Source organism: Bradyrhizobium liaoningense, assembly GCF_018130785.1.
Classification (GTDB): domain Bacteria; phylum Pseudomonadota; class Alphaproteobacteria; order Rhizobiales; family Xanthobacteraceae; genus Bradyrhizobium; species Bradyrhizobium liaoningense_A.
Genome location: NZ_JAFCJT010000010.1, coordinates 201,517 through 225,158, shown reverse-complemented (window position 1 = coordinate 225,158; position 23,642 = coordinate 201,517). Strand labels below are relative to the sequence as shown.

The 23,642-nt window shown below is 63.9% G+C and carries 23 protein-coding genes, 1 tRNA gene and 1 pseudogene; 13 read left to right on the top strand and 12 right to left on the bottom strand.

What is annotated here, in order from left to right:
* The first annotated feature begins 797 nt into the window (after nucleotides 1-797).
* Nucleotides 798-1,952, top strand: a pseudogene (locus JQ627_RS21680) (IS3 family transposase).
* Nucleotides 1,953-1,979: 27 nt separating this feature from the next.
* On the opposite strand, the gene JQ627_RS21675 reads toward JQ627_RS21680, so the two are convergent.
* Entirely contained in the window at nucleotides 1,980-2,228 is a 249-nt protein-coding gene (locus JQ627_RS21675) for a recombinase family protein (protein ID WP_249143244.1), read from the bottom strand.
* Between the two features lie 86 nt (nucleotides 2,229-2,314).
* Between JQ627_RS21675 and JQ627_RS21670 the strand changes: the two genes are divergently transcribed.
* The 3 genes from JQ627_RS21670 (at nucleotide 2,315) to JQ627_RS21660 (ending at nucleotide 5,409) form a co-directional block, all read left to right on the top strand.
* A complete protein-coding gene (locus JQ627_RS21670) occupies nucleotides 2,315-2,791 on the top strand; it encodes a hypothetical protein (protein WP_212486169.1) in 477 nt (158 codons plus the stop codon).
* Nucleotides 2,788-3,453, top strand: a complete 666-nt coding sequence (locus JQ627_RS21665; RefSeq protein ID WP_212486168.1) for a hypothetical protein — start codon at nucleotides 2,788-2,790, stop codon at nucleotides 3,451-3,453. The genes JQ627_RS21670 and JQ627_RS21665 overlap by 4 nt, the downstream gene beginning before the upstream one ends.
* A 285-nt stretch (nucleotides 3,454-3,738) precedes the next feature.
* Complete coding sequence (locus tag JQ627_RS21660) at nucleotides 3,739-5,409, top strand: recombinase family protein (protein ID WP_312015797.1); 1,671 nt, start codon at nucleotides 3,739-3,741, stop codon at nucleotides 5,407-5,409.
* Here JQ627_RS21660 and JQ627_RS21655 read toward each other — a convergent pair.
* From JQ627_RS21655 to mnmA, 4 genes are all read right to left on the bottom strand, one after another.
* A tRNA-Met gene (locus JQ627_RS21655) sits at nucleotides 5,366-5,442 on the bottom strand. The two genes, JQ627_RS21660 and JQ627_RS21655, sit on opposite strands and share 44 nt — an antisense overlap.
* Nucleotides 5,443-5,710: 268 nt before the next feature.
* Nucleotides 5,711-6,073, bottom strand: coding sequence for a hypothetical protein (locus JQ627_RS21650; RefSeq protein ID WP_212486167.1), 363 nt, complete (start codon nucleotides 6,071-6,073; stop codon nucleotides 5,711-5,713).
* Nucleotides 6,074-6,257: 184 nt separating this feature from the next.
* Nucleotides 6,258-6,896, bottom strand: a complete 639-nt coding sequence (locus tag JQ627_RS21645) for a class I SAM-dependent methyltransferase (RefSeq protein ID WP_212486166.1) — start codon at nucleotides 6,894-6,896, stop codon at nucleotides 6,258-6,260.
* Between the two features lie 79 nt (nucleotides 6,897-6,975).
* The gene (gene mnmA, locus JQ627_RS21640) at nucleotides 6,976-8,157 is read right to left on the bottom strand and encodes a tRNA 2-thiouridine(34) synthase MnmA (RefSeq protein ID WP_212486165.1); all 1,182 of its coding nucleotides are present in this window, start codon (nucleotides 8,155-8,157) and stop codon (nucleotides 6,976-6,978) included.
* 346 nt (nucleotides 8,158-8,503) lie between these two features.
* Between mnmA and JQ627_RS21635 the strand changes: the two genes are divergently transcribed.
* The 8 genes from JQ627_RS21635 to JQ627_RS21600 all read left to right on the top strand — a co-directional run bounded on the left by JQ627_RS21635 (nucleotide 8,504) and on the right by JQ627_RS21600 (nucleotide 16,694).
* The gene (locus JQ627_RS21635) at nucleotides 8,504-10,105 is read left to right on the top strand and encodes a flagellar hook-length control protein FliK (RefSeq protein ID WP_212486164.1); all 1,602 of its coding nucleotides are present in this window, start codon (nucleotides 8,504-8,506) and stop codon (nucleotides 10,103-10,105) included.
* Between the two features lie 13 nt (nucleotides 10,106-10,118).
* Nucleotides 10,119-10,829 (top strand): flagellar hook assembly protein FlgD, encoded by a 711-nt coding sequence (locus JQ627_RS21630; RefSeq protein WP_212486163.1) that lies wholly within the window; start codon nucleotides 10,119-10,121, stop codon nucleotides 10,827-10,829.
* Nucleotides 10,830-11,043: 214 nt separating this feature from the next.
* Complete coding sequence (locus JQ627_RS21625; RefSeq protein WP_002714638.1) at nucleotides 11,044-11,319, top strand: DUF1153 domain-containing protein; 276 nt, start codon at nucleotides 11,044-11,046, stop codon at nucleotides 11,317-11,319.
* Nucleotides 11,320-11,511: 192 nt separating this feature from the next.
* A complete protein-coding gene (fliF, locus tag JQ627_RS21620; protein WP_212486162.1) occupies nucleotides 11,512-13,125 on the top strand; it encodes a flagellar basal-body MS-ring/collar protein FliF in 1,614 nt (537 codons plus the stop codon).
* A 59-nt stretch (nucleotides 13,126-13,184) separates the two neighbouring features.
* Nucleotides 13,185-14,276 (top strand): flagellar motor switch protein FliG, encoded by a 1,092-nt coding sequence (gene fliG / locus JQ627_RS21615; protein WP_212486161.1) that lies wholly within the window; start codon nucleotides 13,185-13,187, stop codon nucleotides 14,274-14,276.
* Nucleotides 14,276-14,899 (top strand): FliH/SctL family protein, encoded by a 624-nt coding sequence (locus JQ627_RS21610; protein ID WP_212486160.1) that lies wholly within the window; start codon nucleotides 14,276-14,278, stop codon nucleotides 14,897-14,899. Before fliG ends, JQ627_RS21610 begins: the two co-directional genes overlap by 1 nt.
* Nucleotides 14,900-14,902: 3 nt before the next feature.
* Nucleotides 14,903-15,253 (top strand): flagellar motor switch protein FliN, encoded by a 351-nt coding sequence (gene fliN / locus JQ627_RS21605; protein ID WP_018318401.1) that lies wholly within the window; start codon nucleotides 14,903-14,905, stop codon nucleotides 15,251-15,253.
* A gap of 58 nt (nucleotides 15,254-15,311) precedes the next feature.
* Nucleotides 15,312-16,694 carry a sigma-54-dependent Fis family transcriptional regulator gene (locus JQ627_RS21600; RefSeq protein ID WP_212486159.1) on the top strand — a complete coding sequence of 461 codons (1,383 nt, stop codon included), beginning with the start codon at nucleotides 15,312-15,314 and terminating at the stop codon, nucleotides 16,692-16,694.
* 127 nt (nucleotides 16,695-16,821) lie between these two features.
* Here JQ627_RS21600 and JQ627_RS21595 read toward each other — a convergent pair whose 3' ends face one another.
* Entirely contained in the window at nucleotides 16,822-17,154 is a 333-nt protein-coding gene (locus tag JQ627_RS21595; RefSeq protein WP_212486158.1) for a GYD domain-containing protein, read from the bottom strand.
* A 511-nt stretch (nucleotides 17,155-17,665) separates the two neighbouring features.
* Here JQ627_RS21595 and JQ627_RS21590 point away from each other — a divergent pair.
* Nucleotides 17,666-18,814: a M20 family metallopeptidase gene (locus JQ627_RS21590; protein WP_212486157.1), complete on the top strand. Its 1,149-nt coding sequence runs from the start codon at nucleotides 17,666-17,668 to the stop codon at nucleotides 18,812-18,814.
* Between the two features lie 115 nt (nucleotides 18,815-18,929).
* On the opposite strand, the gene JQ627_RS21585 is transcribed toward JQ627_RS21590, so the two are convergent.
* The 6 genes from JQ627_RS21585 to JQ627_RS21560 all read right to left on the bottom strand — a co-directional run bounded on the left by JQ627_RS21585 (nucleotide 18,930) and on the right by JQ627_RS21560 (nucleotide 23,616).
* Nucleotides 18,930-19,085, bottom strand: a complete 156-nt coding sequence (locus tag JQ627_RS21585; protein ID WP_008131268.1) for a hypothetical protein — start codon at nucleotides 19,083-19,085, stop codon at nucleotides 18,930-18,932.
* A 96-nt stretch (nucleotides 19,086-19,181) separates the two neighbouring features.
* Entirely contained in the window at nucleotides 19,182-19,763 is a 582-nt protein-coding gene (locus JQ627_RS21580) for a flavin reductase family protein (protein ID WP_212486156.1), read from the bottom strand.
* 32 nt (nucleotides 19,764-19,795) lie between these two features.
* Nucleotides 19,796-20,656, bottom strand: coding sequence for an ATP-binding cassette domain-containing protein (locus JQ627_RS21575; protein WP_212486155.1), 861 nt, complete (start codon nucleotides 20,654-20,656; stop codon nucleotides 19,796-19,798).
* 7 nt (nucleotides 20,657-20,663) lie between these two features.
* Nucleotides 20,664-21,470, bottom strand: a complete 807-nt coding sequence (ssuC, locus tag JQ627_RS21570) for an aliphatic sulfonate ABC transporter permease SsuC (protein ID WP_212486154.1) — start codon at nucleotides 21,468-21,470, stop codon at nucleotides 20,664-20,666.
* Nucleotides 21,467-22,645: an FMNH2-dependent alkanesulfonate monooxygenase gene (ssuD, locus tag JQ627_RS21565; RefSeq protein ID WP_212486153.1), complete on the bottom strand. Its 1,179-nt coding sequence runs from the start codon at nucleotides 22,643-22,645 to the stop codon at nucleotides 21,467-21,469. Before ssuD ends, ssuC begins: the two co-directional genes overlap by 4 nt.
* 8 nt (nucleotides 22,646-22,653) lie before the next feature.
* Entirely contained in the window at nucleotides 22,654-23,616 is a 963-nt protein-coding gene (locus JQ627_RS21560) for a sulfonate ABC transporter substrate-binding protein (protein WP_212486152.1), read from the bottom strand.
* Between the last annotated feature and the right edge of the window lie 26 nt (nucleotides 23,617-23,642).

Below are 23,642 nucleotides of genomic sequence, written 5' to 3'. Positions count from 1 at the left end.
TCGTCGCGATTCGCGCCAACACAACGGAATCACGCTTGCCAGTTCGTCTCAACTGACTTTTGCAACAAAATCGGCACCAAGTCGAACCTCCGGTGAGGCCCGGTTTTGCGCCGCTATCAGGAGCACAGCGGACCTCATCCGCACCCTAACTGTGGCGCGGGTTTATGAGTACACGCCCTAGATAGAAATTGGCCAAGCAACTTTTTCTGCTTCTTTTTCGATTTCATTTTGACATTCCAATCTTTGATAGGGTTGAGATTCACAACGGTCTTTGTCGTCGCGAACTACTTTACAAGATTGATTTTGACCTATGCGTCCGACCTGGTATCGAGCTTGCCCAGGGCGTACGAATTGAACCATCCGCTTCATGACTGATAAGAAAATTCTGAAAACCTTATCAGTTGCCGCCTGCCGAAGACGGCAGGACGGATCTTCTATCGATCCGTCCCGGCTTTTCTCGCGCAACCATCTGAGTCGGACGATGATGATGGCGTCTCACGGAAGCCAGCCGATGATGCGCGCCAGGCCGCTAGCTTCTATGCTCAGAATTCACGACGCTTGCTTTTTCGGCGGCCTTCCGACCTCTCGCAATGTTGCGGATCTCATGCGCGGCAGGGTTACGCCGTGACGCGCCAAACCTTGTCGTAGCCCTGTGGAAGAGAAACCAAATTCTTTTGAAATTGCCGGAAGGGATGAGCCACTCCTAAGACGCTCACCTATAGTGCGAGCCAATGTTTGAGCTGCTGCCGGTTTGATGGACACCGAGATTGGGTGTTTTATCAAGCCGGAGGTTGGTCATGCAGAGACGGAAGTTCAGCCGAGAGTTCAAGATCGAAGCGGTCAAGCTTGTCGGGGAGCGCGGGGTGTCCGCGGCGCAAGCGGGCCGCGACCTGGGGGTTCATGAGAACGTACTGCGCAAATGGGTGAAAGAGTTCGGCTCTGACCCGGTGCAGGCCTTTCCCGGCCATGGGCAGATGAAGCCCGAGCAGCAAGAGATCGAGCGGCTGCGCCGCGAGGTCGCCAAGCTGAAGGCCGAGCGGGATATCCTAAAAAAGGCCGCAGCCTACTTCGCGAAGGAAGCGACATGAAGTTCGCCTTCGTCGCGAAGCACCGGACGATCTGGCCGGTGGCATGGCAATGCGATGCGCTGGGAGTGTCGCGGTCGGGCTTACATGCCTGGCTGAACCGCTCTCCCAGCGCCAGATCCCGCAGCGACGAGGAGCTCGGCGGCAAGGTCAAGGCCAGCTTCGTCGCCAGCGACCGCACCTATGGCGCACGCCGGGTGTGGCGTGACCTGCTCGCCGACGGGGCGGATTGCGGCCTGCACCGGATTGAGCGGCTGATGCGCCTGCAAGGTTTGCGGGCGCGGCCGCGACGTCGGCGCTTGCCGAAGGATGACGGCGATCGACAGCTCGAGACCGTACCGGCGAACCTCCTTGACCGGCAGTTCGCCGCCGAGCGTCCCAACCAGAAATGGATCGCCGACTTCACCTATCTCTGGACGGCCGAAGGCTGGCTCTATGTCGCAGCGGTGATCGACCTGTTCTCACGCCGCGTGGTGGGCTGGTCGATGAGTGCCGCCATGACGGCACAGCTTGTGACGGACGCATTGTTGATGGCCGTCTGGCGACGCGGCAAGCCGGATGCGCTGTTGCATCACTCCGACCAAGGGCAGCCAGTACACCAGCGAGCAGTTCCAGCGCCTGATGGCCGACCACGGCATCGTTTGCAGCATGAGCCGGTCCGGCAACGTCTGGGACAACGCGGCGATGGAGAGCTTCTTCTCCTCGCTCAAGACCGAGCGTACGGCCAACAAGATTTATCGAACCAGAGACGAGGCACGCGCCGATGTGTTCGACTACATCGAACGATTTTACAACACGACCCGCAGGCACTCGACCATCGGCTATCTCAGCCCGGTTGAGTTCGAGCGCAAGGTGGGATTAGCTTAACCGGGTGTCCATCAAACCGGCAGCAGCTCAGTTCAGAGTTGCTTCCTTCTCTTCAAGAGCGCCGATGATCTTCACCAAATCAGGGATCGAGCGAGCTAAACGATCCAGCTTCGTCACAACTAGACTGTCTCCCTTCCGAACGAACTTGAGGCACCGCTCCAACTCCTCGCGGCGGCTAACCGGGGAGACCTGCTCCTCGAAAATCTCATCGCACCCGGTTCTAATTCTGCGGCCACACCCCAACGGACAGACGCAAACTGCTGTGGTCTGGCGCATCGCGGTCATCCGGGATAACGTCCTTACGCACAGTTTCGGCCCGACGGATGCTCCGGGACCTGAACCGCACTTTCGGGGCGCGCGCTGTGGCGGTAGCCCTCGGCGGAATGGGAGACTCTCGCATTCTTGCAATGCGGATAGGAACTCGCGACGTTGTCGGCGTCGGTCGGGGGGCCTTGCCATTTATAAAACGCGAACCTGAAGGGTTTCGCTACCGACTAGCTCATGAATACGCACATTTGGCCGTTGGTGACCTGCTTCGTGAGAATTGGCTGTCCGTTGTCTACACCACCGCTACGCTTTTTCTGTCAATCGCTTACGGATCGGCCCTATTCAATCTGTTGGTTGCCTTGGCGGACATCGGCAACGTTGGAGGATGGCCTGAAGTGAGAAAGGCACTCTTAGGCTGGATGGAATTTGGAATGGTCGCAAACTTAGTGCTGTTCGGAAGCATCTTCCTGGTGCTGATGCTGGAGCGCCGCTCCGCAGCGCGACTTCGGGAGTTTTATGCTGACGCCGCCGCGACAATAGCTGTTGGACCTATCGCCAAGTCTTTTCAGTGACCACGCGCGACACAACCGCACTGCGCAGGTTTTCGTCCCGCTTTCTCGGACTGCACCCGGCGCCGGCGACGCGCGCCATCGCCATGACTGATCACAGCGCGGTGTACCGTGCTGACATGATGCTTTTCGTCCTGTTAGGCTTCTTCAGTGCTTTCGTCCTCGAATTTGTACTTCAACTCCTGTTTACCTCGGCCAGCGCGACGCTTGCCACATTCGACGACAGACGTGCATCGCTTTGGCGATTTCTAACGATCAATTCAACAATTACATCCGGAACGATTGTTTTCGGCGCGCTTCTCCTCATGGCCGTCCACTTCCTAGTGCTGATGCGACTAGCCGCAACGGTACGCTTAGCTACTAAGCGGCAACAGCGCCTAGGCCTGCTCGCGGCAGTTCCGCCGTTCACTGCTGCGGGCGCTCTCGCTTTGCTCATGACCAGTCAGGGCGTTTTATGGGATCTCCAGCAAACCGGGTGGAACTTGTCACGCTACGTCATTGTGGGCTGGGATCGATTGACCTTACATGGTGTCGCGCTGCTTGCTCTTTGTGCTGCGATCATGGCACTCTTCGTGCTGCAGCGTCAAAGTCGCGGATCAATTCTGGTGCTGGGAGCGATCCCGGTACTAGCCACGCTACTCGCGGGGTACTTGCTTTACCGATAGCTGGTCGAGACTTATATCTCGAGTTTCGAAGTGGCCGTCCTTTTTCTACGCCATAACATTCAATTCTACGATAGAGCGAAAACGCCCTGCCCTTTCTCAAGTGATCGCTGCATCCTACTGGGATGAAGCGCGCGAGATTGGTGGGAGTAGTCGATCGTGTACCAGGGCGCGCAACCTCAGGCGAACTAGATCCTGCTTTGGTCCAATTTGTTGAAGCACTTGCAATCGCGGATGCTAGGCGCGATCATCTTCTCGATAGCGAGCGCCTCATGAAGAATCATCTTGATGCCGCTGGCGACAAGCCCATCAGGACTGGTATTCGAGATGAAACCCGCGGCGATCTATGCTCGGTTCTCGACCGAGCTTCAAAACGAAAAATCGACTGAAGACCAGATTGCGCTGTGCCGCGCTTATGCGGCTCGTCACCAACTCGATGTCGTTGCTACCTTTGAAGACAAGGCGCGTTCTGGGGCATCGGTATTCGGCCGCGATGGTTTGATGCAGCTTATGGACGCTGCACGTCAGCATCGCTTCACGGTGGTGATCGTAGAGGCATTGGACCGGCTCTCACGTGACATGGAGGATCTGGCCGGCATTCACAAAAGGTTGTCTTTCCAGGGGATCGAGATCCAAGCCGTCCACGATGGCACTGCGGACTCAATCTTGATTGGGATCCGCGGCCTCGTCGGACAGATGCAGCGCGAGGACGGCGCGAAGAAGGTCCGCCGCGGCATGGCCGGCGTGGTACGCGACGGCCGACACGCAGGAGGGCGAGCTTACGGATATCGAGCGGTACCCGGCAAACCCGGCGAGCTCGAAATCATCGAAGATGAAGCTACGATTGTCCGACGGATTTTTGCAGCATACGCAGCGGGACGGGCACCACGAGAGATCGCGCAGGATCTCAATCGGGAAAATATCCATCCGCCGCGAGGTCGGCGATGGAATGCGTCGACGATCAATGGCAACGCCAAGCGCGGGACGGGACTCATCTTCAATGAGCTCTATGCTGGCCGTATCGTCTGGAACAAGGTCAGGATGGTGAAGGATCCCGATACAGGCAAGCGATTGTCTCGTCCGAACCCTCGTGAGGAGTGGCAGAGCATCGATGCGCCCCAACTGCGGATCGTCGAACAGTCAGTTTGGGAGCAGGCGCACGCCTTGAAGACTGAGAAGGGACATTTGGCCAGCCACATGAAGCGACGGGCCCCGCATCTCCTATCAGGTCTTCTTCGGTGCGGTTGTTGCGGATCTGGCCTGTCAGTTCACGACCGCGACAAGACCGGAAAGACCAGGATTCGTTGCTCAGCTGTGCGCGAGAGTGGCAGTTGCTCGAATCGCAGGATCATCTACTTGCGCGACATCGAAACACTTGTGCTCAGTGGGATGGTCGAGGAGTTGAAGGACCCACGGCTGATCGGGACCTACGTCCGCAACTACAACAGTGAACGAGAGCGGCTTGCGGGAAACGCTTCCGCGGAGCGCCTGCGGCTAGAGGCCAAACGTGACCGGATCGAAGGCGAGCGTCAGCGCAACATTGATCTTGTGATCAAGTACGTGATTTCTGAGGAGGATGCCAGGCAACGGATCGCCGAGTTGAAGCAAGAACGGTTGCGCGTCGAGGCGGAAATAGCTGCCCTCGAGGAGGCCCCTACCTCTATCTCACTGCATCCGGCGACGCTGGACCGCTACATCGAGACGGTCAATGCGCTTGCCGACAGGATAGCAAGCCACGCAAGCGCGGAGGACGACCGCGGCCCGTTGGTCGCCGACTTCAGGTCCCTTGTGCACAGCGTCATTGTCTACCCGAAAGGCCCATGGGAAGGCTTCGAGGTCGAGGTCAAGGGAAAGCTGGCCGCCCTGGTCGGCGGAGGGGTCTTTCCGGAGGCCCACCCTCATAGTGGGGGATACGTGGTAGCGGGAGAGGGACTCGAACCCCCGACCCCAGGATTATGATTCCCGTGCTCTAACCAGCTGAGCTACCCCGCCACAGGGTCGCGAGGGCCGAATAGGGCCGATCTCGCGAACGCGCGGCATATAAAGAAGGGGGCGGCGCGAAGTCAAGCAAGGTGGCGCCGATTGATCAGTGATTTCGCTGGCTAAATCGTCCTGTTTGGGGCCGAACGCAGCCGTTTTCCGCTACCTGACTCGCCGAGAGTCCCTCTCACCCGGAATCCGCGCTTTTGCGCAGATTCTAGCCTCTTTCCGCGGGCGGGGCGAGGCGAAGGAAAGGCGGCCTCCGCCTACGGCGCAACAGCTACTTCGGCCTGACCGTCTGGTCGCCGCCTGGGCTGCCGGGGGGCGGGATGACCGGCATGGCGCCGTCCGTAGAGGGCGCGGGGGCGTGCATGTCGGGGTCGACGCCGGAGGGCGGGCAGAGCACGCCGTCTGATTTTGCCAGCTTGTCGCCGAGCGGTTCCCGGGACTGGCCGGTGGTGGTGCCGTCGGGCGCGGTGGCGCGGTTCGGGCGGTCCTGCGGCGTGCAGTTGGCGGCGTGTTGCGGGGATGGCGGCGCGGTCGCTTGCGGCGGCGTCGCCGGGGCGGGCGGGGCCTGCGCGATCGCGGCGCCTGAAGCGACGATCAGGAGGCCCGCAAGGATGATGTTTGATGTCGTGCGCATGGAAGGGAAACGTCTCCGGCCATGCGGAGGTTCCGGCCGACGCACAGCGAATTGAAGCCTGGAATGTCGCGGGTTTCGTCGCGGCGCATCCTTCGAGACCCCCGCTAACGCGGGCTCCTCAGGATGAGGTCTCGATTCGCGGCGACAGGCGCCGACTTGCGGCGCGAGCCCGTGCTGCTCGCAACTACGATTTGACGTAGCGGATCAGCGAAAAGTGCCCCATCGGCGGCATGGGACGGCGCTCCGCGAGCGTGACCCCGCCGTGCCTTGCCGCCCAGTTGACGAGGCGGTCCCACGGAAATTCCGGACGCCAGCCGAGGCGGCGGGCGACGGGTGCGAAGGCCAGCTCGAACAGTTTGCGCGGGCCGCTCTCCGCGCCGATGTGGTTGACGAGGATCAACTCGCCGCCCGGCTTGAGCACGCGCACGAACTCGTCGAGCGTGCCTTCGGGATCGGGCACGGCGGTGATGACATATTGCGCGACCACCGCGTCGAAGGCGTTGTTCGGGAAAGCGAGGTTCTTCGCGTCCATCACCGAGAGCACCTCGACATTGGAGAGGCGCAAGCTCCGCACGCGCGCCTGCGCCTTGCGCAGCATCGGCTCGGAGATGTCGACGCCGCAGATCTTCGTGGTGCGCGAATAATCGGAGAGCGAGAGGCCGGTGCCGACGCCGACGTCGAGGATGCGGCCGCCGATGCGGTCGGCCTCCAGAATGGTCGACTGCCGGCCGGCGTCAAAGACCTTGCCGAACACGAGATCGTAAACCGGCGCCCAGCGGCCATAGGCCTTCTCGACCCCGGCCCGCGAGATGTCTGCTGCCATGCCCCCTGCCCCAGCCTAGCTTTTTATCTTGCGCATGATCTGGTCGGAAAACCGCCTCACACTCTTCCGGATCATGCGCTTAGCCGCGCACCGCTTCCACCAGCGGCCTCGCCGTGCTGCTCGCAACCTTGGCCGCGGCGCTCTGGATGAAGCCGCCGCCGAGCACGCGGGCCTGCCCATTCGGCGCGTCGTAGAACACGCAGGCTTGGCCGGGCGAGACGCCCTCCTCGCCGGCGACGAGCTCGACCTCGTAATGGCCGTTGCCGCCGCGCAGCCAGGCCGGCTGCGGGCTGCGGGTCGAGCGGACGCGCACGAACATCTCGAGGCCGTTGCCGATGGCGCGGTCGATGTCGCCGTCGCCGATCCAGTTGACGTCGCGCAGCACGATGCGGTGCATCTTCAGCGCATCGCGCGGGCCGACGACGACGCGGCGGTTCGCTGCATCCAGCCGCACCACGAACAGCGGCGCGTGAGCTGCGATGCCGAGGCCGCGGCGCTGGCCGACGGTGAAATTGGCGATGCCGTTGTGCTGACCGAGCACGCGGCCGTCGAGATCGACGATGTCGCCGGGGTCCATCGCGTTCGGACGCAGGCGGGTGATGATGTCGGTGTAGCGGCCCGTCGGCACGAAGCAGATGTCCTGGCTGTCGTGCTTGTCGGCGACGGCGAGACCAAAACGGCGCGCAAGCTCGCGCGTCTCGGGCTTGGTCATGTCGCCGAGCGGAAAGCGCAGGAAGTCGAGTTGCTCCTGCGTGGTCGCGAACAGGAAGTAGCTCTGGTCGCGGTCGCTGTCGGCGGCGCAGACCAGCGCGCGCGGGCCGTCGTCGCGGTGGCGCGAGGCGACGTAATGGCCGGTGGCGAGCGCCTGCGCGCCAAGCTCGCGCGCGGTCTTCAGCAGGTCGCGGAACTTGACGGAGCGGTTGCACTCGATGCACGGCACCGGCGTCTCGCCGAGCGCGTAGCTGTCGGCGAAATTGTCGATGACGGACTCGCGAAAGCGATCCTCGTAGTCGAGCACGTAATGGGGAATGCCGAGCTTTGCGGCGACATCGCGGGCGTCGTGGATGTCCTGGCCGGCGCAGCAGGCGCCCTTGCGATGGGTCGCCGCGCCATGATCGTAGAGCTGGAGCGTGATGCCGACGACGTCATAGCCCTCGGCCTTGAGCAGCGCAGCCGTCGTCGAGGAATCGACGCCGCCCGACATGGCGACGACGACCCTGGTGTCCTCAGGACGGCCTTCGAGATCCAGACTGTTGAGCATGGGCCTTAAAGCGTTGTGACGGCGGCGTTCGCGATCCGCGATTTTTGGGCTTTCTCGCGGGACATCGGCTATCCCCGGGAACTTTGGTTCCCGAAGGGCACGATCGCCCGGTCGAAAGCGGCTGGAGCACCTCTTTAATATAGGCGGCATTCCGGTGAAGCAATCACGCGGGCGGCCTGCTTAGGGCAATTCTTGCCGGGGAGGCAGAAATGGCGGGGCTCTTGCACTCCTCGCGGCGGGAGTGAAACCCAACCAATTAATTGATTTTGCTTGCAAAAATAGCACATCTGGAAGCTGGCCCGCTCCTTGCTACCCCTTTGCCGAAGATGTTTCCAAGGGGTTTTCCGTGGTCGGTCGGACGTCAGATGTACCAGCCAGCGTGCAGGTCCAGAGCACGCAGCAAAAGCCTGCCCGGTCGCAGAGCTCCAAAGACACGTCCACCAACGACTCCTTCGGCTCGCTGGTCGACAGCAACACCCAGGCGATTAGCAACAACGCGCAGTCGCAGGACACTGCGCCGCGCCGGACCGATTCTTCATCCTCGTCGTCATCCGCCTCGGACAAGAGCCCGCGCGATACCTCCTCGACCGACCCCTCCTCGCGTAGCAAGGCGAGCGACGACACCGACCCATCGGCCCCCGCCGCGAGCGACACCACGGCCGATCCGGCCAAGCCGAGCAAGACCAAGGACAAATCCGAGACTTCCGACGCCAAATCGGCGGGCAAGTCCGACGACACCAAGGGCGACAAGACCGACGGCACCGACGGGCTTGCCGTCTCCGTCGATGCCGCCGTGCAGCCCGACGCGACGCAGGTCGCCGTGCCCGATCCGAACGCCATCGTGGCTGCCCCGCCCGTGGTGCCGGTCGATCCGAACGCGGCCGCGAGCCAGGCCAGCGATGCCGCCGCCTCGCCGCTGACGATTGCGGCTGCCGGCATCGCCGCCAGCGCCTCGACGGCGGCGCAAATCGCGGGCGGCAAGACCGACACCGCCACGGCGAGCGACAAGAGCGCCAGGACCGCCGGTGCCAAGGTCGATGCGGACACTTCCGCGACGCTTGGCGATACCGCGACCGGCACGACCGACGGCACCGCGACCGATGCCAAGACCAACGGCGGCCTGATCGCCGCCGTGGACCAGGGCACGCCAAAGCCTTCGTTCAAGGCCGTCGCGACCGCGCAGGGCGAGAGGGACGTCTCCAATATCGGCCAGGACGCAGGCAAGGCGAACGCCGCGCAGACCCCGGCGAATGCGACCACCAATGCCGCGCATGCGCAAGCCGCAAAACCGCAGGCCGATTCCGCTGCGACTGACGCGAAGGCCGATGCGAAAGCCGGCGCCGCTGACGCGACACCCACTGCCGCGAACACGCACGCGCATGCGGGCACTCAAGCCGTCGTGCCCACGACCGACACCAGCGCGCAGGCGGCTTCCGCCATCCAGGCGCCGGTGACCAATACGACCTCGGCCGCGACAGCTTCGACCGCGACGCTGACCGCGACCGCGGCCAACACGAATGCCGTGCCCATCAACGCCGTGCCGATCGAGATCGCGGCCGCCGCGCGTGCCGGCAAGACGCGCTTCGACATCAGCCTCGATCCGATCGATCTCGGCCGCATCGACGTGCGCATCAATGTCGATCGCAACGGCCAGGTCACCTCGCATCTGACGGTCGAGAAGCCGGAGACGCTGCAGATGCTGCGGCAGGACGCCCCGCAATTGCAGCGCGCGCTCGACGATGCCGGCCTCAAGACCGGCAGCAACGGGCTGTCCTTCAGCCTGCGCGACCAGAATTCATCGGGCCAGAACTCCGGCCAGAACAACGACAATGGCGGCAATGCCCGCCGGCTGATCATCAGCGAGGACGACACCGTGCCTGCTGCGCCCGTCGGGCGCGGCTACGGCCGCATGCTCGGATCGAGCAGCGGCGTCGACATCAGAGTGTGAGGAGTATTCGAACATGACCACCACGAATGCCGCCACCGCGCCTACGCCCGTCTCCGGCACGACGCAGACCTCATCGTCGTCGTCCTCGTCGAACTCGCTGAGCTCCAACACGGGCGCGACACTCGCCGGCAACTTCCAGACCTTCCTGACGCTGCTGACGACGCAGTTGCAGAACCAGAATCCGCTCGATCCGCTCGACACCAACCAGTTCACCCAGCAGCTGGTGCAGTTCGCCGGCGTCGAGCAGCAGCTCAAGACCAACGATTCACTGTCCCAGCTCGTCACCCTGCAACAGACCACGCAGGCGACCCAGGCGCTGGGGTTCGTCGGCAAGACCGCCCTCGTCGACGGCTCGACCGCGACCATGACGAAGTCGTCGGCGACCTGGCATCTCAACGTGCCCTCCGACTCCACCGTCGACATCACCGTCGCCAATTCCACGGGCCAGACCGTATTCACCGGCAAATATACCGCCGCCGCGGGCAGCGACATTCCCTTCACCTGGAACGGAATGGGCAATGACGGCACGCAATGGCCCGACGGCAAGTACACGATCTCGGCCACGGGCAAAGACGTCGCGAACAACAATGTCGGCATCGCCGCGCAGGTGCAGGGCGTGGTGTCGTCCGTCGACCTGACCCAGTCGCCGCCGCTGCTCACCATCGACGGCGCCAGCTACACCCTGAGCCAGGTCAAGAGCATCATCGCGACCAGCAGCAACTAGGCTCGCGCGCCGCCTGATGCGCCCTGTTTGTTAGTAAAGTATTTACGAAGACCCGCTCGGCCGGCTCGGATCATGGTGTCCAGCCCTCCGGGCCGGCGGCGTTCCAGCCATTTTCAACGAGAATTGTATTGAAGCCTTAGGCTTAGCGGATTTTTAAGCCCGCATGCGTAGGGTTACGGCGTGAGTTCAGTGGTTGAGAGTTTGTGAGTACACCATGACAGAACCCCATCGCCCGAGGGTAAAATACGTCATCGGGCCGGACGGCAGTCCGCTGACGATCGCAGATCTGCCCGCTCCCGGCACCAAACGCTGGGTCATCCGCCGTAAGGCCGAAGTCGTCGCCGCTGTGCGTGGCGGACTTCTCTCCCTCGAGGAGGCCTGCAGCCGTTATACCCTGACCGTCGACGAATTCCTCTCCTGGCAGTTTTCCATCGACCAGCACGGTCTTGCGGGGCTTCGCACCACCCGCATTCAGCAATATCGCCAGTAAGCGATCCGGAAATCTGCGGCTTTTGACGAAAATCGGCCTCGCCCCGCGAGGCCGATTTTTTTCATGTTTCCTTTTGGCGCGACTTTTGTCCCAGCTCTTAATCTTCGTTAACCATATCGAAACCATCACCTAGGCAATAATTGCCCAGTCGGCCTTTCCAGTGAAAGCAGCCGAAGCTGTCGGGGCGGTTGCTTGCAAGGTCTTGCGGACTTTTTGAAGGGTATCGGCGCCGCCCGGTTCGGGGCGATGATCGCGGTCACCGCCGCGCTCATCGGCTTTTTCGCGTTCGTCATCATGCGCGTGACCACGCCGCAGATGACGACGCTGTTCACCGACCTCTCGGTCGAGGATTCTTCCGGTATTATCAAGGACTTGGAGCGCCAAGGCATCCAGTTCGAGATCCGGAATGAGGGCAGCATCATCATGGTGCCCAAGGACAAGGTCACCCGGCTCCGGATGAAGCTCGCCGAGGGCGGCCTGCCGAAGGGCGGCGGGGTCGGCTACGAGGTGTTCGACAAGTCGGATGCGCTCGGCACCACCTCCTTCGTCCAGAACATCAACCATCTCCGCGCGCTCGAAGGCGAGCTCGCCCGCACCATCCGCGCCATCGACCGCATCCAGGCTGCCCGCGTCCACCTCGTGCTGCCCGAGCGCCCGCTGTTCGCGCGCGAGGCGCCGGAGCCGTCGGCCTCGATCGTGGTCCGCGTCCGCGGCTCGCTCGAGGCCCAGCAAATCCGCGCCATCCGTCACCTCGTCGCCTCCGCCGTCAACGGGCTGAAGCCACAGCGGGTCTCGATCGTCGACGAGGCCGGCCAGTTGCTCGCCGACGGCGCCGCGACCGATCCGGAGCAGGCAGTCGGCGACGAGCGCCGCATCTCCTTCGAGAAGCGGATGCGCAAGCAGGTCGAGGACATCGTCTCCTCCGTGGTCGGCTCGGGCCGCGCCCGCGTCCAGCTCTCGGCCGATTTCGACTTCAACAAGGTCACCCAGACCTCGGACAAGTTCGACCCCGAGGGCCGCGTGCTGCGCTCGAGCCAGACCCGCGAAGAGCAGAGCATGACCGCCGACAATAACGGCCAGGTCACGGTCAACAACGAGTTGCCCGGCAACCAGCAGAACAGCGGTCAGACGGCGAAGGACCAGAGCAAGAAGACCGAAGAGACCAACAATTACGAGATCTCCCGCACCACCAAGACCGAGGTGACCGAGGCCGGCCGGGTCAACCGCATCTCGGTCGCGGTGCTGGTCGACGGCATCTATTCCAAGAACGACAAGGGCGAGCTGGCCTATCAGGACCGCACCAAGGAGCAGCTCGACCGCATCTCCGCGCTGGTGCGTTCGGCGATCGGCTTCGACCAGAAGCGCGGCGACCAGGTCGAGGTCGTCAACCTGCGCTTTGCGGATGCCCCCTCCACCGCCCCGATCGGCGAGCCCTCGGGCTTCCTCGGCATGCTCCAGTTCACCAAGGACGACGTCATGTACTTCGTCGAGCTCGGCGTGATGATGCTGCTCGGCCTGGTCGTGCTGTTCCTGGTGATCCGCCCGCTGGTCAAGCGCATCCTCGCCTCCGACGAAGTCGCCGCCGCCATCTCCGGCGTCCTCACCGGCCCGGCCGCCTCGGAAGACGCCGCGCCCACCGCCGGCCAGCCGCTGCTGCCGGGCGGTGCCGCGAGCGCAATCGACGTCGCCACCATCCAGGGCCAGGTCCATGCCCAGTCCGTTCATCGCGTCGGCGAGCTCGCCGAGCGCAACCCCAACGAAACCGTCGCCATCATCCGCCAGTGGCTGACCGAACCAGCCAAGTAAACCGCGTCAAGTAATCCGCGCCAAGTAACTTAGCCTCGTGAATCAAGAAGTGATCTGACATGGCCGCCTCCTTGCAAAACGCCAACTCGAACGACATCACCAGCGTGATCTCCACGCTCGGTCAGCGTGCCGGCAGCCGTGCCGGCGCCAAGATGGAAACGGTGGCCGGGCCGAAGCGCGCCGCGATCCTGATGCTGGCGCTCGGCGAGCAATACGGCGGCAAGATCTGGTCGCTACTCGACGACGACGAGGTCCGCCAGCTCTCGCTGGAGATGTCGACGCTCGGCACCGTCGAGGTCGACACTGTCGAGGACATGCTGCTCGAATTCGTCTCGCGCATGTCGGCCTCGGGCGCGCTGATGGGCAATTTCGACGCCACCGAGCGGCTGCTTCAGCAGTACCTGGCACCCGAGCGCGTCAACGGCATCATGGACGAGATCCGCGGCCCCGCAGGCCGCAACATGTGGGAGAAGCTCTCCAACGTGCAGGAAGAGGTGCTCGCGAACTATCTCAAGAACGAATATCCGCAGACCATCGCCGTCGTGCTGTCGAAGCTGAAGCCGGAACACGCCGCGCGCGTGCTCGGCATCTTCCCCGAGGAACTCGCGCTCGACGTCGTCAACCGCATGCTGAAGATGGAAGCAGTGCAGAAGGAGGTGATCGAGAGCGTGGAAAAGACGCTGCGCACCGAATTCATGTCCAACCTGTCGCAGACCCGCCGCCGCGACGCCCACGAGGTGATGGCGGAAATCTTCAACAATTTCGACCGCCAGACCGAAACCCGCTTCATCACCTCGCTCGAAGAGGACAACCGCGAATCGGCAGAGCGCATCAAGGCGCTGATGTTCACCTTCGACGACCTCGTGAAGCTGGATTCCGGCTCGGCCCAGACCCTGATGCGCAATGTCGACAAGGACAAGCTCGGCGTCGCGCTCAAGAGCGCCAACGAGGACGTCCGCAACTTCTTCTTCGGCAACATGTCCTCGCGCGCGGCCAAGATGCTCCAGGACGACATGGCGGCAATGGGCCCGGTCCGCCTGCGCGACGTCGACGAGGCCCAGGCGCTGCTGGTCAACCTCGCCAAAGACCTCGCCGCCAAGGGCGAGATCATGCTGACCAAGAACCGCGCCGACGACGAGCTGGTGTATTGATGGGCGCTCCGGCAAAATTCCTGTTCGACACCGACTTCGCGGCGCCGGAGCGGACGACGCGCGAGAAGGCTGCGACTGCTGCCGAGATAGCCCAGAAGGTCGCGGAAGCCGAGGCCCGCGCCTATCAGGCCGGCTTTGCCGCCGGCCAGCAGGAAGCCAAAGCCGAGAGCGATCGCCGCGTGGCGCTTGCCATGGAAGAGATCAACATCGCGGTTCGGGGAATTGCTTCGGGCATCGGCAACATCGAGTCCAAGATGGAGACCGAGGCGGTCGACGTCGCGGTGGCGGTGGCGCGCAAGCTGTCCGCCGATCTGGTCGCTGCCGAACCGCTCGGCGAGATCATGGCGCTGGTCAAGGACTGTTTCTCGCACCTGGTCGCGACGCCGCATCTCGTCGTCCGCATCAACGACGCGCTCTACGACAGCGCGCGCGAGAAGATCGATCGGCTCGCCAAGCAGAGCGGCTTCGAAGGCCGGCTCGTGATCCTGGCCGAGCCCGAAATTGCCACCGGCGACTGCCGGATCGAATGGGCCGATGGCGGCGTGGTGCTGGAGCGCGGTGCCATCGCGGCCAAGATCGACGAAATGGTCGGACGCTATATCGCGTCCCGCAGGGGGAGCTAAGCCATGAGCGACACCGACGGACAGGTCCCGCTGCCCGATCTTAACGGCCCGATGCCGCCAACCGGCACCGACGTCGGCTACAACGAGGACGAATATGCGGCGCGCGCCGCCGCCGACCTCGAAGCCGTGTTCGACGTACCGGTGCAGGTCTCGGCCGTGCTCGGCCGCTCCAAGATGGACGTCAGCGAGCTATTGAAGCTCGGGCCCGGCACGGTGCTCGAGCTCGACCGGCGCGTCGGCGAGGCCATCGACATCTATGTCAACAACAAGCTGGTCGCCCGCGGCGAAGTCGTCCTGGTCGAGGACAAGCTCGGCGTGACCATGACTGAAATCATCAAGACCGAACGCAGCTAGCTGGTGCAGCTGCAAGGACTAACGCGCGGCAGCGCGACCAGACGGACAGGAGACTGACATGCGGCTTCTCATCGTTGGCACATTGAAGGGCCAGCTCACCACCGCCACCAAGATCGCGATGGAGAACGGCGCCACCGTGACCCATGCCGAGGATCACGAGCAGGCGATGCGCGTCCTGCGCGGCGGCAAGGGCGCCGACCTCTTGCTGGTCGACGTCGCCCTCGACATCCGCGATCTCGTGATGCGCCTGGAGGCCGAACACATCCACGCCCCGATCGTCGCCTGCGGCATCACCAACGACGCCCGCGCCGCGGTCGCCGCGATCCATGCCGGCGCCAAGGAATACATCCCGCTGCCGCCGGATCCGGAGCTGATCGCCGCGGTGCTGGCCGCGGTCGCCAACGATTCCCGCGAGCTGGTCTATCGCGACGAAGCCATGGCCAAGGTGATCAAGCTCGCCCAGCAGATCGCAGGCTCCGACGCTTCGGTGATGGTCACCGGCGAATCCGGCACGGGCAAGGAAGTGCTGGCGCGCTACGTCCACACCCGTTCGGCCCGCGCCAAGCGGCCGTTCATCTCGATCAACTGCGCCGCGATCCCCGAGCATCTGCTGGAATCCGAACTGTTCGGCCACGAGAAGGGCGCCTTCACCGGCGCGATCGCCCGCCGCATCGGCAAGTTCGAGGAGGCGACCGGCGGCACGCTGCTGCTCGACGAAATCTCGGAGATGGACGTCCGCCTGCAATCGAAGCTGCTGCGCGCCATCCAGGAGCGCGTGATCGACCGCGTCGGCGGCACCAAGCCGGTGCCGGTGGACATCCGCATCATCGCGACCTCGAACCGCAACCTGGCGGAGGCCGTGCGCGAAGGCACGTTCCGCGAGGATCTGTTGTTCCGCCTCAACGTCGTGAATCTCAAGATCCCACCGCTGCGCGAGCGTCCCGCCGACATTCTGGAGCTCGCCCAGCACTTCGTGAAGAAGTACGCCGAGGCCAACGGCGTGCCGATGCGCCCGATCTCGGCGGAGGCCCGCCGCGTGCTCTCCACCAACCGCTGGCAGGGCAACGTCCGCGAGCTCGAGAACACCATGCACCGCGCGGTGCTGATGGCGCAGGGCGACGAGATCGGGCCCGACGCGATCCTCACGCCGGACGGCGACCGCCTCGACCTCGCCAAGACCGCGCCGGCCGTGGCGCATGCGACCATGGCCGCCGAGCAGGTCACGCGCGCGCTGGTCGGCCGCACGGTCGCGGATGTCGAACGGGACCTGATCCTGGAGACGCTGAAGCACTGCCTCGGCAACCGGACCCATGCCGCCAACATCCTGGGTATCTCGATCCGCACGCTGCGCAACAAGCTCAATGAATATTCCGACGGCGGCATTCCGATCACGCCGGCGGGCACGCCCGGTGAGTATCCGCGCATGCCGGCCATGGGGTGAGCTAACGGCGACTCGATCTCATCACGCCCGCCCCAGGGCATTCACATGAAGCGCGCGAATGGCCGGGACGAGCCCGGCCACGGCGACCGCGTGTTTTGCCACATGGTGGCGCCACGCTCACATTAGGCTACTTGCCAGGCGGAACGTAGACGCTTGCAAGCTTCGCGGCCTTTTCCGCAATGGCCTTGAAGTCACCCATCTTCCAGGCGCGCACGGTTTCAATCTTGGCGATGGCACCGCTCGCCGCGGCCGCCATTCCGATGGCGACAGCGTCGGCTCCGTCCGGGAACTCCGCAACGATGAGCGCGTCATGTGCGCCTGTTGTCATGAACGCTCCCTGGAGCTTCCCGCCGGCCTTCTCGATCATTGCTCCGATGATCGCGGTGCGATCGGCCGGCTTGTCGACCAATCCCTTGATGCCGGAATTCGAGTATGAGACGTACGAGATGAACAGCGGCATGTTTTCTCTCCGTCGAAGTTAGAGCGACAACACATGTAGCTTTGGAAAGAGCCCTCCGAGCGAGAGCAAGGCACGGCCTGCCGACGGCACGTGAGCTGCCTTGAAAATCGAGCTGCGGACCTCGGCACGTCCAACTGGCAGCCTGTCCCGACTATAACCGACTCCGCAATGCTGCGCGAACGGTAAGCCAGGCCGACCCATTTGGACCGCGACCATCGTGACCGATGGGATGAATTCGATGATCGGCAGTTGAGGCGCGCGAGTGAAGCAGTTCACTATCGATATCCATCATGATCGATGGAATCTTGGAGTGACGTGACGTCGGCCAAGAGCCGCATCCGTCGAATACCGCGACGCCTCGCGATTGGCGGAACCACGCCGTTAAGCCACACGACTTCGCCTCTGCATCACCTGACGTGCGATTCTGCGCACGGTGCCCGCGTTCGACGCCTACCTCGTCGTCGACACTGGCTCTATAAGCGCAGCATACCATCAGTAGGGGACAGTGACGATGTCGGAGACTCAAATCACGGACTGGCTGGCATCGCAGCGGCAGGCGATGATCGACCTGCTGCGCGATGTCGTGAACATCGATTCCGGATCCTATGACAAGGAAGGCGTCGATGCGGTCGGTGCGCGGTTCGAGCGGCATTTTGCCGAGCACGGCATTCCGTTCCGGCGCGAGAGCAACGCCACCTTCGGCGATGCGATCCATGCCGAGATCGCCAAACCCGGCAGCAATGAAAAGCCGGTGCTGTTGATGGGCCATCGCGACACCGTGTTCGGCAAGGGCGAGGCCGGACGGCGTCCCTTCACGATTGAGGGCAAGCGCGCCTATGGACCCGGCGTTGCCGACATGAAGTCCGGCGTCGTAATGAACATCTTCGTGGCGACCGCCTTCCACAAATTCGGCGGCAGCCCGCATCCGATCAAGGTGCTGATCACCTCCGACGAGGAGATCGGCTCCCCCTCCTCCCGACCCGTGATCGAGCGCGAAGGACGCGCCGCCCGCGCCGTGTTCAACTCCGAGCCGGGCCGCCCGACTGGCAACATCGTGACCGGCCGCAAGGGCGGCATCTTCATGCACTTCGCCATCACCGGCAAAGCCGCGCATTCCGGTGCCAATTTCGCCGCCGGCGTCAGCGCCATCGGCGAGCTCGCGCACAAGATCGTGCAGATTCACGCCCTGACCGATCTCGACAAAGGAATCACGCTCAATGTCGGACTCGTCTCGGGCGGGCAGTCTGTCAACACCACGGCGCCTTATGCCGAGGGCCAGATCGACCTGCGCTATGTCGATCCTGCCGACCGTGCGCGGATCATGGGCGCGATCGAAAAGATCATCGCGACATCCTACGTGCCCGGCACCAGCGCGACGCTGACGGTCAAGGGCGAATTCGTGCCGGTGGTGCAGAGCGCAGAGTCGAAGGCCCTGTTCGAAGATTATCAGGCCGCCGCAAAACAGGTTGGCCTCACCACGCTCCAGGGCGAGTTCTCCGGAGGCTGTGCCGATTCCGGCTTCACCGCCGCGGTCGGCACGCCGACCATCTGCGGCCTCGGGCCGGTCGGTGGGCTCGCGCATACCCCGGAGGAATATCTCGAGCTCGACAGCATCGTGCCGCGCGCGCAGGCGCTGGCGCTGGCGATTTTGCGGGGGTGATCGGAAGTGCCGTAGGGTGGGCAAAGCGAAGCGTGCCCACCACTGCTGCCACCGCACAAAGGTGGTGGGCACGGCGCAAGTGCGCCTTTGCCCACCCTACGAGACCTCCCGAGTTCTACGAATAACTCGGCGCATCCGGCTTGCGGAAAATATGGATGGGATCGCCCGGCACGATCGGCTGGCCGCTGAACATCGCATACGCATAGAGCGCGAGATAGGCGATCGCCAGCGCGCCGATGGCATAGAAGGCCCAGGTCGCGACGCGCTTCATCGTTCCGCTCCATTGCCGTCCCGGCGGGAAGGCTCAGGGCGCTTCTAGAGCGATGACGGGGAAAAGGCCAGCCTTAGGGCCGCCTGTCAGCGGCGATCAAACGCCGCGCAGGCCGCGGGCGGGAACGCTGACTTCCGCAAGCCTGGCCGCATCTTCGTCCTGATCGACCGCCACATACTGGCCGTGCCAATAGGCCAGCGCAGCGTTGCGGGTCGAATTCCTGACGTCTCGCACGCGCCCGATGACGATGCCGTGCGAGTGGCGTTCGACGATCTCCTCGACCTCGCAATGGACGGCGGACAACGCGCCGACCAGCAGCGGAACGCCGGAGACTGACGTCACCCACTGGGCGCCGGCGAAGCGATCGGTCCCCTTCAGCCCGCCCTTGCCGGCAAAGCGCTCGGCGACGTCGAGCTGGTCCGCCGCGAGGATGTTGACGCCGAAGGCGCCGTAGCGGCGGATCAGCGGGAAGGACGAGGCATCGCGATTGATGCTGACCAGCAGCGTCGGAGGATCGACCGACAGCGAGGTCACCGAGGTGACCGTCATGCCGGTGATGTTCTTGCCCCGCCCGGCAGTGATGACGCTGACGCCGCCGGTGAGGTGGCGCATGGCGCCGCGGAAATCGGCGGACGAGACGGCAGTTTCAGTCATGAGATCGCGGGGCACTACATTCATGGCATGGTCCCCAAAACGGGGTTCCCTTGTATTTAGGTACGATCATCCGCCGACAAAAGATGGCTCAGGATCGAGCCTTCAAGGCTTGCCAGCTCCGCGGAGCCGCGTTCGCGGGGCCGGGCGGCGTTAACCGTAACATCGTGGGCAATCCGGCCCTCGTCGATCACGAGCACCCGGTCAGCCAGCGCGACGGCTTCGGAAACGTCATGGGTGACCAGGATCGCGGTAAAGCCCTGGTCGCGCCAGACGCGCTCCAAGAGACGCTGCATGGAGATGCGGGTCAGCGCGTCCAGCGCGCCGAGCGGCTCGTCGAAGGCGAGCACGCGCGGACGGGAAACCAGCGCGCGGCCGAGCGCAACGCGCTGCTTCTGGCCGCCCGACAGCACCGACGGCCACTGGTCACGCTTGTCGGTCAGCCCGACCTCGGCCAAGGCCTTCTCGGCGCGGGCGTGCGCATCGCCGGATGAACGATCGCGGCCGAGACCGACCTCGACATTGGAAAGCACCCGCGCCCAGGGCAGCAGCCGCGGCTCCTGGAACATCACGCGAATGTCTTCCGGCTGGACATCCTGAACGAAGCCGATGCTGCCGGCGTCGATCTTTTCCAGGCCGGCGATGAGGCGCAGCAGCGTGCTCTTGCCACAACCGCTCTTGCCCACGATGGCGACGAACTGGCCGGCGGGAATCTGCAGATCGATGCCGCGCAGCACTTCGTTGTCGCCGAAGGATTTGCGCAGGCCGCGGATGCTGAGCGGCAGGCCGGCGGTCTGTGCCTGGCGTTCTGATTGGCGTTCCTCTTGGCGCTCCTCGCGCACGACGCGGGCCTGAGGCGCGAACTTGGCGCGGCTGGCGAGCTCGGACTCGGGAAGGGACGTACGAAGAGCTGTCTGCATGTCACTCTCAGCGTTTCTGGAAGGCGGGGTGCCAGGAGAGCGTCAGGCGCTCCAGCACGCGGGAAGCACTGTCGGCGAGCTTGCCGAGCAGGGCATAAATGAGGATCGACAGCACGACGACGTCGATCAGCATGAACTCGCGCGCCTGCATCGCCATGTAGCCGAGGCCTGAAGACGCCGCGATGGTCTCGGCGACGATCAGGGTGAGCCACATGATGCCGAGTGCGAAGCGGATGCCGACGAAGATCGAGGGCAGCGCCCCCGGGAAGATCACGCGGCGGAACAGCTCGCCGTCGGTCATGCCGTAGATACGGCCCATCTCGATCAGCTGCGGATCGACGGTGCGGATGCCGTGCAGCGTATTGAGGTAGATCGGGAAGAAGACGCCGAGCGCGACCAGGAACAGCTTTGCGCTCTCGTCGATGCCGAACCACAGAATGACCAGCGGGATCAGCGCCAGATGCGGCACGTTGCGCACCATCTGGAGTGTGGTGTCGGTGAGCTTGGCCGAGAGCTGCGACAGGCCGTTGGCGAGACCGAATGCGAAACCGATGCCGCCGCCGATCAGGAAGCCGATCGAGGCGCGCCAGAACGACACCCAGATGTTGCGGACGAGCTCGCCGGAGAGCAGCAGCTTCCAGCCGGCGAGCACGACGTCGCTCGGCGCCGGCAGCACCCGCGTCGGCACGAAGCCGGTGACGCTCGCGACCTGCCAGATCGCGATGATGGCGAGCGGCACGATCCACTGGATCAGGCCGTCGACCCGCGGCAGGCGGAAGCCGCGCGGAAGTGAAACGCTGTCGATCAGGCTCATGACTCGGACACTCGCTGCTGCGGTCGGAAATCGCTGCCGACCGTTTCACCAAAAGGACCGCCGTTGAAGTGTAGCCTGGTCACGTTACTGGGCTGCTCCAGCGCGAGCAGCGGGAACACCAGCTCGGCGAAGCGATAGGCTTCCTCCAGATGCGGGTAGCCCGACATGATGAAGGTATCGATGCCGATGTCCTGATACTCCTTGATGCGGGCCGCGACGGTCTCGGCGTCGCCGACCAGCGCCGTGCCGGCGCCGCCGCGGACGAGGCCGACGCCGGCCCACAGGTTCGGGGCGATCTCGAGCTTGTCGCGCTTGCCTCCGTGAAGCTGCGCCATGCGCTGCTGGCCGACCGAATCCATCCGCGCGAAGTTCTTCTGCGCGGTGGCGATGGTCTCGTCGCTGACGTGCTTGATCAGATCGTTGGCAGCCCTCCAGGCCTCTTCATTGGTCTCGCGAACGATGACGTGAAGGCGGATGCCGAAGGAGAGCTTGCGGCCGCGCGCCTCCGCGATTGCCCTCACCTTCGCGATCTTCTCGGCAACCAGAGCCGGCGGCTCGCCCCAGGTGAGATATTTGTCGACGGTGTCGACGGCGACATCGATGCCGGCATCCGACGAGCCGCCGAAATAGAGCGGCGGGCGCGGCGACTGTACCGGAGGAAACAGCAGCCTGCTGCCCTCGACGTGAATGTGCTTGCCCTCGACATCGACCGTCTTGCCAGCGAGCAGGCCACTATAGACGTTGAGGAACTCGCGGGTGACCTCGTAGCGCTCATCATGGCCGAGGAAGATGCCGTCGCCCTTGTTCTCGACGGGATCGCCGCCGGTGACGACGTTGACGAGCAGCCGGCCGCCCGTGACACGGTCGAGCGTCGCGGTCATGCGCGCGGCGACGGTCGGCGATTGCAGACCGGGGCGGACGGCGACGAGATAGCGCAGCCGCTCGGTGAACGGCGCGACGCTGGAGGCGACGATCCAGGAATCCTCGCAGGAGCGCCCGGTCGGCAGCAGCACGCCGAAATAGCCGAGCTGGTCGGCGGCCTGCGCGACCTGGCGCAGATAGTTGAAATTGACCTCGCGGCCGCCGATGCCGGTGCCGAGATAGCGGCCGTCACCGTGGGTCGGCAGGAACCAGAGGATGTTGGCGTTGGATTGCTTACTCATGTGCTTGCTCATGATCTTGTTCAAGTCCCCGGCTTGCGCGCCACGTCGGAAATCTTGATGGATTTGGGGATCAGGTTGAGCGCGAAGAACGCGTCGGCAACCTGCTGCTGGTCGGCGATGACGGCATCGGTGATCGGCTTGATGCCGTAGGCCTGCCGTTTCAGCGCCACCTCGACCACCGGCACCGACAGGCCGATCGCTGGCGCCAGCTGCTCGGCGACCGCATGGATGTCGCCCTTGGCCCAGTCATCGACGGTGCTGAGTTCGGCGAGCACGGCGTCGACGATCTTCGGATTGGCGTCGAGGAATTTCTTCGAGGAGAAATAGAACTGGTAGTTGGCGACGATGCCGGTGCCGTCGGCGAGCGTGCGCGCCCCGGTGGCCGCCTCCGCCGCCGCCTGGAACGGATCCCAGATCACCCAGGCATCGACGGCGCCGCGCTCGAAGGCGGCGCGCGCATCGGCCGGCGCCAGGAACACCGGCTCGATCTCCGAATATTTGACACCGGCCTTCTCCAGCGCCTTGACCAGGAGATAGTGGACATTGGAGCCCTTGTTCAGCGCGACCTTCTTGCCCTTGAGGTCGGCGACCGATTTCAGCGGGCTGTCCTTCGGCACCAGGATCGCCTCGCCCTTCGGCGCCGGCGGCTCATAGGCGACGTACTGGATCGGCGCGCCTGCGGCCTGCGCGAAGATCGGCGGAGCTTCGCCGGTGTTGCCGAAATCGATCGCGCCAACATTGGGCGCTTCGAGCAGCGGCGGCCCCGACGGGAATTCCGTCCACACCACCTTGTAGCCGTCGGCGGCGAGCTTCGGCTCCAGCGTGCCCTTGCTCTTGAGCAGCACCAGCTTGCCATATTTCTGGTAGCCGATGCGGACGACCCTGTCTTGTTTGTCCTGGCCGTAGGACGTGCCGACTGCGGCGGCGACGATGCCGATCGACAGCGCGATGGCCGCGATCAGACGCTGAATGATACGCCTCATGTTCAAACCCTTGTGCGTGGGAAGAT

Excerpts from the sequence above, each read along its gene's own strand:
- JQ627_RS21675 (WP_249143244.1), bottom strand. The coding sequence starts at position 2,228 with ATGCGCCAGACCACAGCAGTTTGCGTCTGTCCGTTGGGGTGTGGCCGC.
- JQ627_RS21660 (WP_312015797.1), top strand. The coding sequence starts at position 3,739 with ATGCCGCTGGCGACAAGCCCATCAGGACTGGTATTCGAGATGAAACCC.
- JQ627_RS21650 (WP_212486167.1), bottom strand. The coding sequence starts at position 6,073 with ATGCGCACGACATCAAACATCATCCTTGCGGGCCTCCTGATCGTCGCT.
- JQ627_RS21645 (WP_212486166.1), bottom strand. The coding sequence starts at position 6,896 with ATGGCAGCAGACATCTCGCGGGCCGGGGTCGAGAAGGCCTATGGCCGC.
- mnmA (WP_212486165.1), bottom strand. The coding sequence starts at position 8,157 with ATGCTCAACAGTCTGGATCTCGAAGGCCGTCCTGAGGACACCAGGGTC.
- JQ627_RS21630 (WP_212486163.1), top strand. The coding sequence starts at position 10,119 with ATGACCACCACGAATGCCGCCACCGCGCCTACGCCCGTCTCCGGCACG.
- JQ627_RS21625 (WP_002714638.1), top strand. The coding sequence starts at position 11,044 with ATGACAGAACCCCATCGCCCGAGGGTAAAATACGTCATCGGGCCGGAC.
- fliG (WP_212486161.1), top strand. The coding sequence starts at position 13,185 with ATGGCCGCCTCCTTGCAAAACGCCAACTCGAACGACATCACCAGCGTG.
- JQ627_RS21610 (WP_212486160.1), top strand. The coding sequence starts at position 14,276 with ATGGGCGCTCCGGCAAAATTCCTGTTCGACACCGACTTCGCGGCGCCG.
- fliN (WP_018318401.1), top strand. The coding sequence starts at position 14,903 with ATGAGCGACACCGACGGACAGGTCCCGCTGCCCGATCTTAACGGCCCG.
- JQ627_RS21600 (WP_212486159.1), top strand. The coding sequence starts at position 15,312 with ATGCGGCTTCTCATCGTTGGCACATTGAAGGGCCAGCTCACCACCGCC.
- JQ627_RS21595 (WP_212486158.1), bottom strand. The coding sequence starts at position 17,154 with ATGCCGCTGTTCATCTCGTACGTCTCATACTCGAATTCCGGCATCAAG.
- JQ627_RS21590 (WP_212486157.1), top strand. The coding sequence starts at position 17,666 with ATGTCGGAGACTCAAATCACGGACTGGCTGGCATCGCAGCGGCAGGCG.
- JQ627_RS21585 (WP_008131268.1), bottom strand. The coding sequence starts at position 19,085 with ATGAAGCGCGTCGCGACCTGGGCCTTCTATGCCATCGGCGCGCTGGCG.
- JQ627_RS21580 (WP_212486156.1), bottom strand. The coding sequence starts at position 19,763 with ATGAATGTAGTGCCCCGCGATCTCATGACTGAAACTGCCGTCTCGTCC.
- JQ627_RS21575 (WP_212486155.1), bottom strand. The coding sequence starts at position 20,656 with ATGCAGACAGCTCTTCGTACGTCCCTTCCCGAGTCCGAGCTCGCCAGC.
- ssuC (WP_212486154.1), bottom strand. The coding sequence starts at position 21,470 with ATGAGCCTGATCGACAGCGTTTCACTTCCGCGCGGCTTCCGCCTGCCG.
- ssuD (WP_212486153.1), bottom strand. The coding sequence starts at position 22,645 with ATGAGCAAGCACATGAGTAAGCAATCCAACGCCAACATCCTCTGGTTC.
- JQ627_RS21560 (WP_212486152.1), bottom strand. The coding sequence starts at position 23,616 with ATGAGGCGTATCATTCAGCGTCTGATCGCGGCCATCGCGCTGTCGATC.